Genomic DNA, 6514 nt, shown 5'->3' with positions numbered 1-6514 from the left:
TTGTGCCATTTTTCTTTATACTGTCACTTAGGCAGGCTGGACACTTGATTTCTAGAGTTATTCGCATTTCTCTATTTTATCAAAATCCAACCTGCTTTTTTTCAGCATACTTTTTGAAACACCACCAACAATTTATGTCCACGCCACGTTCTGCGGCTTCGAGGGCTAGTTTTTGTTGAACCACTGAGAACAAGGACAACAAACTGCCTACTATATTTTCCCGGAGAGTGGTGTAGGAACTTTTTCATTATTGCTAATCATATCAGCGACAACATCAGCAACGAGCTCCTCTATTCCTGAGAATGCTTTAGACTGATCCGCATCAAGCCAAGACAATGATGGAAACTCAGCACACAACCCAACATACTCATTATATTCTGCTGACCATGTAACACGGCAAGTATATTGTTTACTATCCATTTGAAACCCCATAATGTTTTAAGTCTATGTATAAAAGTACGATTTTCACTTAGCAGTACTTAAATAATCACCCCACCACTGCATCATTTCAGTCCGCTGGGCTAAATAGTCAGCGTGATTATAGCTGGCACGGGTACGGTTCTTATCAATATGTGAAAGTTGTGCCTCAATCCAGTTATCCTGGAACAAACCTGAGTCATTCAAAATGGTACTAAAAGTGGAACGTAGTCCATGAGAGGATAATTGATGTTTTCCATAGCCCATCTTACGTATAGCCATATTTAATGTATTAAAATGAATCGGTTGATTATGTTTCCGTGGGCTAGCAAAAATGTACTTTTCACCGTATGACCATTGCATGACGTCTTTTAAAATATCTAAAGCCTGATCTGAAAGTGGAACTAAGAAGTCGGGAATCTCATGGCCTAATATGACTTTTCGTCGAAACTGTTTAATATGCAAGGCAGGTATTTTCCAGATTTTTTCATTTAAATCAAAATGATGAGGCTCAGCCAATAACAATTCAGCCCCTCGCACGCCAGTATGTAATTTGAACAGCAGTGCTTTTTTAATAATCGGATGGGCATCCAATTTTAATAAATTTTTCTTAAAATCTGATATATCCTCCGCTTTCAAATACGGATAATTCTTCTTGATTTTACTGTTAATGGCGATTTTATTTAAACCATGCGCGATGTTGAATTCACAATAACCCATCGCTACAGCGTAGTCATAAATTTGGTTCAAATAACTACAAGCTTTCTTGACAGGTTCTTTTACTTGGCGTCCCTCTATTTTTTTGATTACTGAAACCAGGTCATAACGCTTGATGTTTTGAAAAGGTAAATCCTGAAGGTCTGGATAAATATCTTGCTGTAAACATCTTTCTGCTAACTGTAGTACACCGCAGCGGGGTGAATCATTAAATGCATTTTTCAGTTTGAACTGCAGCCACTCCTCCCCTACCTTACGAAAGGTGATGACATTAGAGACAGTATCATACTCAAAACAATAATTATTGTCTTTAAAGTCATCTTTGACTTGTCGTGCCTTTTTCAGCGATAAATCAGGATAAAGCCCCAACTGAATGCGGCGACGTTTTTTTGTTTGTGGATCTGTATAGCGATAGCACCAAGATTTTCTTCCAGTCGGCTCAATCTTCAGGCTAAGTCCATCTTCATCGGATAAAAAACAAGTTTTTTCCTTGCAATGAGCTTGGCGAACTTTAATTTCAGTAAGACTCATGAAATTTAAATGAAACCTATCAGCGGATTGACGAGATCCATTATATCAAAATAGAAGAAAATATATATGATGCGTACACTACGCATCATATATATTTGTAATATATTGTTTTATATATTTAATATTTTAAGTATTTGTATTTTAGTAACCATTATAAGTACCACCTCTTCTTTAAGTTCCCAACAACTCACTTTTTCTGTCATCAATGTTAAATAAGTCTTGTGCTTTAAATTCTTAGATGACCTCCTCTACCCTTTATTATCATTTTTATAAAAGTAACTATATGTACTCATTAAAATTTGTAGAGCTCAAAAACAAAAAAGACCGCTATATAGCAGTCTTTTAACTTAATTAAATAATAATGGGTATACGGATTTAATGGTTGATGGGGCACCTTTACCCCACCAACCTGATACCATTATCAGATGGTTGATAGATCGACCCCGTAGTTGAGTTCCTCTGCGAAGTCCGGCAGTCCGTAACCGATGGTTTTCTTGTAGAACGGAGAGACCTTCGCGGTCGGGGCCTTCTTCTTGTGCTTCGTGGTGTAGAGCATTCGTGCCCGCATCACCTCGAAGGAGTAACCACGTCCTTCACGGTTCTTGTCCTTGGCCAGTCGGTTGATGGACTCCGTGTAAGCGTTGGTGACGGGCATGTCCGTCTCGAAGTAGGTCATGATCTCTTCGCGCCAGTTGCCTACAGCCCTGACCAGATCGCTCCAGACTTCCTTCTGGCCCTTCGGGATGGTGGCTATCCACTCGTCCAGGGCGGCTTCTGCCTGGGGCCGTGTGGTAGCGTCCCAGATGCCGTAGAAACGTTCCTTGTGCTCGTAGGCGGCCAGCAGTTGTGGGAATGCGCCGGTCCAGGTCTCCATGATGAGGCGTTCCCGGTTTGAGACTTCGTGAGCGCGTTTCAGCAGGATTTTCCGGTCACCCTTGAGGGTTCGGCTCTGGGAGGGCATCAGCTCCTTCCTGAGGCCCTTGCGCACCTTCTCCAGGGCATCGTTGGCCATGCGCACCACATGGAACTTATCGACCACGATGCGGGCCTGTGGCAGCACCGCCTTGACCGCTGCTCGGTAGGGATTCCACATGTCCATGCTGACGATCTTGACCTTCTGCCGGTCTTTCATCTTCATCAGGTAGTTGGTCATCACGTCCTGACGGCGGGTGGCCAGCAGGTCGAGCAGGGTCCTCTCCTCGATGTTGGTCAGGATGCAGCGGTAGCGCTTGTTCAGGTACAACTCGTCAATGCCGAGAATGCGGGGCGTCTCGAAGCGGTGCCAGCGCCCCAGGAATTCGGCGCGGGCGTTGAAAATGTCGCGTACCGTCTTCTCGTCCAGGCCCGCAATATTATCAAGAGTAAACTATTAAAAATCCATTAAAATCAATACTTTCACTTTGAGAACATGTATTTAAAGTAAATAACAATTAAAGCCTGTATCTTAGTTATCACTTGAGATACAGGCTTTTTATTTATTCGTTCATATAATTAAACAGTTTGCCTAAAAAATCATCGCTAATGGTTAATTGATACTGTTTTTCAACGAGATTTCGAAGTTCCATAACGAGAAGCAAAGAGTTCTTATAGGCTTCATATAGTTCTAATTCATTTAATCGGGCAGTAGTCTTTTTAAACTTTTCATAGTTTTCAGGACTAATTTCTTTTTCAAGATTCTTTGTCATATTAAACCAATTATCGGCATTTTCTTCCGCAATTCGAATGAGTTGTAGTATATTTTTTTGTAATTGAGATAAAAGTTCCAGTGAACGTGCATTTTCCCCTCTTTTAAGAACATTAATCCCCATTAACCATAGGTTGGAAAAATTATTCAATAAAAAATTTACGTTTTCTTCTGTAAGTCTATTTGGTCCCGGACCTTCCAACTCTGATAAATACAATTCTAGTTGTCCTGTTTCATCATAAATAAACATTGCTTTTGTGTCAGGAATGTAGCCTGATTCTTTGAATGAAGGAATAATATTCATTTCGTTTTCGGAAAGGAAATGAAATTCACCACGTATTAGATTTTCAAAAATTACTACTTCCGTACCGTACTCATTTTGATAGAGTAAAGTGTAGGAAGCGACTTCATTTAGCCATTTTGCTGAATCAAAGGTGGAAATTGTATCATCTTTTAGAAAAACGTAATATTCTATATCAGAGTATTGATCTCCCTCTCCTTTTGTAAAAGAGCCATACATCATACAAGCAGATATTCGTTCATCTGACTGGACAAGTTCCTTAACCCTTGCCATTAGTTCCTTTTGTTTTAACAATTCGATTCCTTCTTTCTTTATTTTGATTCAGGGAGAAATAAAAAATCCTCCCAAATAATGTTGGAAGGATTAGTCATGTCACTTTTTAAGACACTCAAATAAAACTATTTAGCCTTTTTAGCTATTCAGTCTTACATTTATTTAGTATATGGAAAAATGGGCAGACTAATCCTAAGTTTTTAAACTGAAATATACTATTTCATTTGTTAAAAATTAGATCAACCAGAAATTCCGGATACCCATAATAATTAATTCATTTTCATCATAAGTGCATAAGCATCACGTTTGTTTTGACGCAATGATTCTATCTCGGACTTCGTCAGCTGTTTTACGAGAGTTGAGGATATACTTTGCTTCCCACTCTGTGAGCCTTTCGAAATCGTACCCGTAAATCGATTTCCACCATGCTTCAAGATTACCATATACATCCCTCAATTGCTGAAGAGTTTCTTTACTTAGAGCTAATTGTGATGAGTATTGTTTACCCGTCAGTGCATATGCTCCAATAACTTTATTCGTCCCAGTTGTTTCAATATGACCTTTTAATGCTGCAAAAGTACCACCTTGGGTCTGGGTATCATCAACAATAATAACACATTTATCATTGTTTATTGTCCCATCAAATGCTGGTGGGTTGGCTAATCTATGCCACCCATCACCGCCAGTTCTTGATACTTTTATAGCTTGAACTATATTCGTATCAACTTCAAGCCCAAGTTTCTTTGCTATAACTGCTGAAGTAGCTAAAGGAATCATATTACGACCGACTGCTTCCTCAGCATGTACAGGTACTATAATAGTTTCCCGACCATCGATAATTCTTTCTAGTTCAGCAATCGCCTCATCCGAAACTAAATCTTTAGCTAAAATATACGCACTTTCAACATCCCCTGCTTTAGCAGCTTCATACATGTAATGAGAGGTTGCATCTCCAAGACCACGGTCAATAACCGTTTTAGGAAACATATTCCAATCTGTGCGATATAACTTCATATTTTTAAATAAGTTTTAATGATGGCTAGCATTAAATTTTACACTAAATTTACCGCTAGCATCTCTTGGATATTATTTTTCGTATCAGGCAGCACTCTCAAAAGCCGTTTGTTTGGACAGTCCCCATGATCATACACGAGGCAGCTTCAAATACTTATGGGCCCATCCTATCCAGTTGTATCTTCTTGCATCACATGAATATTGTATACTCATTTTGACTACTTGAAAATTATGGAACAACGTCAATAAAAACAATAACTCTAGAGTCTTTAGTCGACATTCCTAAAAAGGTAAATTCAACATTTCTTTCCATATCATTTCTTTGTGTCTCTGGATGAACAAAAGAAACATAGCTTATTTCAAAGAATCGGGCTAGGGTTTTTATGCCAATGATTTTGTTCTCTTCATTAGCAATTAAAACATCTAATTCCAGATCAAACTCTTCTAATTATTTAATTAAATCTTTAACTTTCATTTTACTATCAACCTCTATGAATTATTTAAAAAATTAGCACAATGAAACTTGTGAAAAAAATGGATTTGAACAAAATTTTTTAGCAAAAAAAGCATAGCAACCAGAAAAATCTTTCCAGCAATCAACAAAAATATCCCCGTGTGCTTCCAGTTTACAACATTTTGACTACCACACTGCCCACAGTAGTAATAATAGCCTTTGATACGGCCACCGCATTCAGGACAATTTTTATGATTAATGAATAAGTTACTCAACGTCTCTTCTCCAAAATTCTTATTATCAAGTTGTAAGTGAAGATAGCACACATTTATAAAAAATGTCTTTTTTAAAACATCAAAAGATGTTATAAAAAAGACATTCGCTACTTTAGGATAACTTTTAAGATGAATTTAAATCTCCTTGATGAAGAATCAATCCAACCTTCTGAACCCACGCCATGTGATTTTTTCAAAGGTGAAAATGCTATCAAAAAAGCTAAACAGTTAGGATTACCTGATCTCGAGTTAGTCAGAAACGCAATTATGATCGGTGATGCTGACTATAGAACAAATACTCACTATAACCGTGCACGCTTTATTGCACGATGGGGAAAAATTGGAGAACAGATTGCTTTACTGCTTCGACAATCTGATCCTGCTTGGATATTCCACAATGACAGCCAGCCAAGAATTGAGAATACAGTAAAGAAAATACAAATTATCTTTATGAGCGGGAATATTGCATTGGGGTTAGCTGATCAAGTTGTATCAGCACACTGTGAAAAAGGATTAATGACATTAAATAATATTAAGGAGAATCAGTCTGCTTATGATGATGAGACAAAATTGAGAACATGGATTTTATACTTTCCTTCAGCATCACATCCAGCCTATAAAGACATTGATATCCCAAATATTCCTTTTGAATTTGCATACCCAACTAGCTTCGTACAGGACTTAAAAGCGAAAAAAATTTCAATTTTACCAAGTGACCATACTTGCAGAATTGCATTTGAAATAGATAATACAGTTCCTGTAAAAACTGATCCTAAGCCAGTATTGGAACCATCTAATGAAATTAAACCAGATGATTTTGATATTCAGCTTGTAGTTTAATCTGAGGT

The 6514-nt window shown here is 38.0% G+C and carries 5 protein-coding genes and 1 pseudogene; 1 reads left to right on the top strand and 5 read right to left on the bottom strand.

Annotated elements, in window-relative coordinates; translation table 11 throughout:
- Positions 1-210: 210 nt before the first annotated feature.
- The 5 genes and pseudogenes from FTU40_RS12890 to FTU40_RS12870 form a co-directional block, all read right to left on the bottom strand.
- On the bottom strand, positions 211-432 hold the full coding sequence (locus FTU40_RS12890) for a hypothetical protein (protein WP_001986288.1): 222 nt from the start codon (positions 430-432) through the stop codon (positions 211-213).
- 33 nt (positions 433-465) lie between these two features.
- On the bottom strand, positions 466-1665 hold the full coding sequence (locus tag FTU40_RS12885) for an integrase arm-type DNA-binding domain-containing protein (protein ID WP_159138898.1): 1200 nt from the start codon (positions 1663-1665) through the stop codon (positions 466-468).
- A 421-nt stretch (positions 1666-2086) separates the two neighbouring features.
- Positions 2087-3010, bottom strand: a pseudogene (locus FTU40_RS12880) (ISL3 family transposase); the annotation flags it as partial.
- A gap of 130 nt (positions 3011-3140) precedes the next feature.
- On the bottom strand, positions 3141-3944 hold the full coding sequence (lnu(G), locus tag FTU40_RS12875; RefSeq protein ID WP_002333496.1) for a lincosamide nucleotidyltransferase Lnu(G): 804 nt from the start codon (positions 3942-3944) through the stop codon (positions 3141-3143).
- A 279-nt stretch (positions 3945-4223) separates the two neighbouring features.
- Positions 4224-4937: a phosphoribosyltransferase gene (locus FTU40_RS12870; protein WP_001986287.1), complete on the bottom strand. Its 714-nt coding sequence runs from the start codon at positions 4935-4937 to the stop codon at positions 4224-4226.
- Between the two features lie 858 nt (positions 4938-5795).
- Here FTU40_RS12870 and FTU40_RS12860 point away from each other — a divergent pair.
- Entirely contained in the window at positions 5796-6506 is a 711-nt protein-coding gene (locus tag FTU40_RS12860) for a hypothetical protein (protein ID WP_001052588.1), read from the top strand.
- Positions 6507-6514: the final 8 nt, after the last annotated feature.

This window comes from Acinetobacter sp. YH12100, assembly GCF_013419135.1.
GTDB lineage: Bacteria > Pseudomonadota > Gammaproteobacteria > Pseudomonadales > Moraxellaceae > Acinetobacter > Acinetobacter pseudolwoffii.
Note: the sequence above shows the minus strand (reverse complement) of the source record. Positions and strands in the feature narration are given on the sequence as shown.

Coding starts and splice junctions, on each gene's coding strand:
- FTU40_RS12860 (WP_001052588.1), top strand. CDS start 5,796: ATGAATTTAAATCTCCTTGATGAAGAATCAATCCAACCTTCTGAACCC.
- FTU40_RS12870 (WP_001986287.1), bottom strand. CDS start 4,937: ATGAAGTTATATCGCACAGATTGGAATATGTTTCCTAAAACGGTTATT.
- FTU40_RS12885 (WP_159138898.1), bottom strand. CDS start 1,665: ATGAGTCTTACTGAAATTAAAGTTCGCCAAGCTCATTGCAAGGAAAAA.
- FTU40_RS12890 (WP_001986288.1), bottom strand. CDS start 432: ATGGGGTTTCAAATGGATAGTAAACAATATACTTGCCGTGTTACATGG.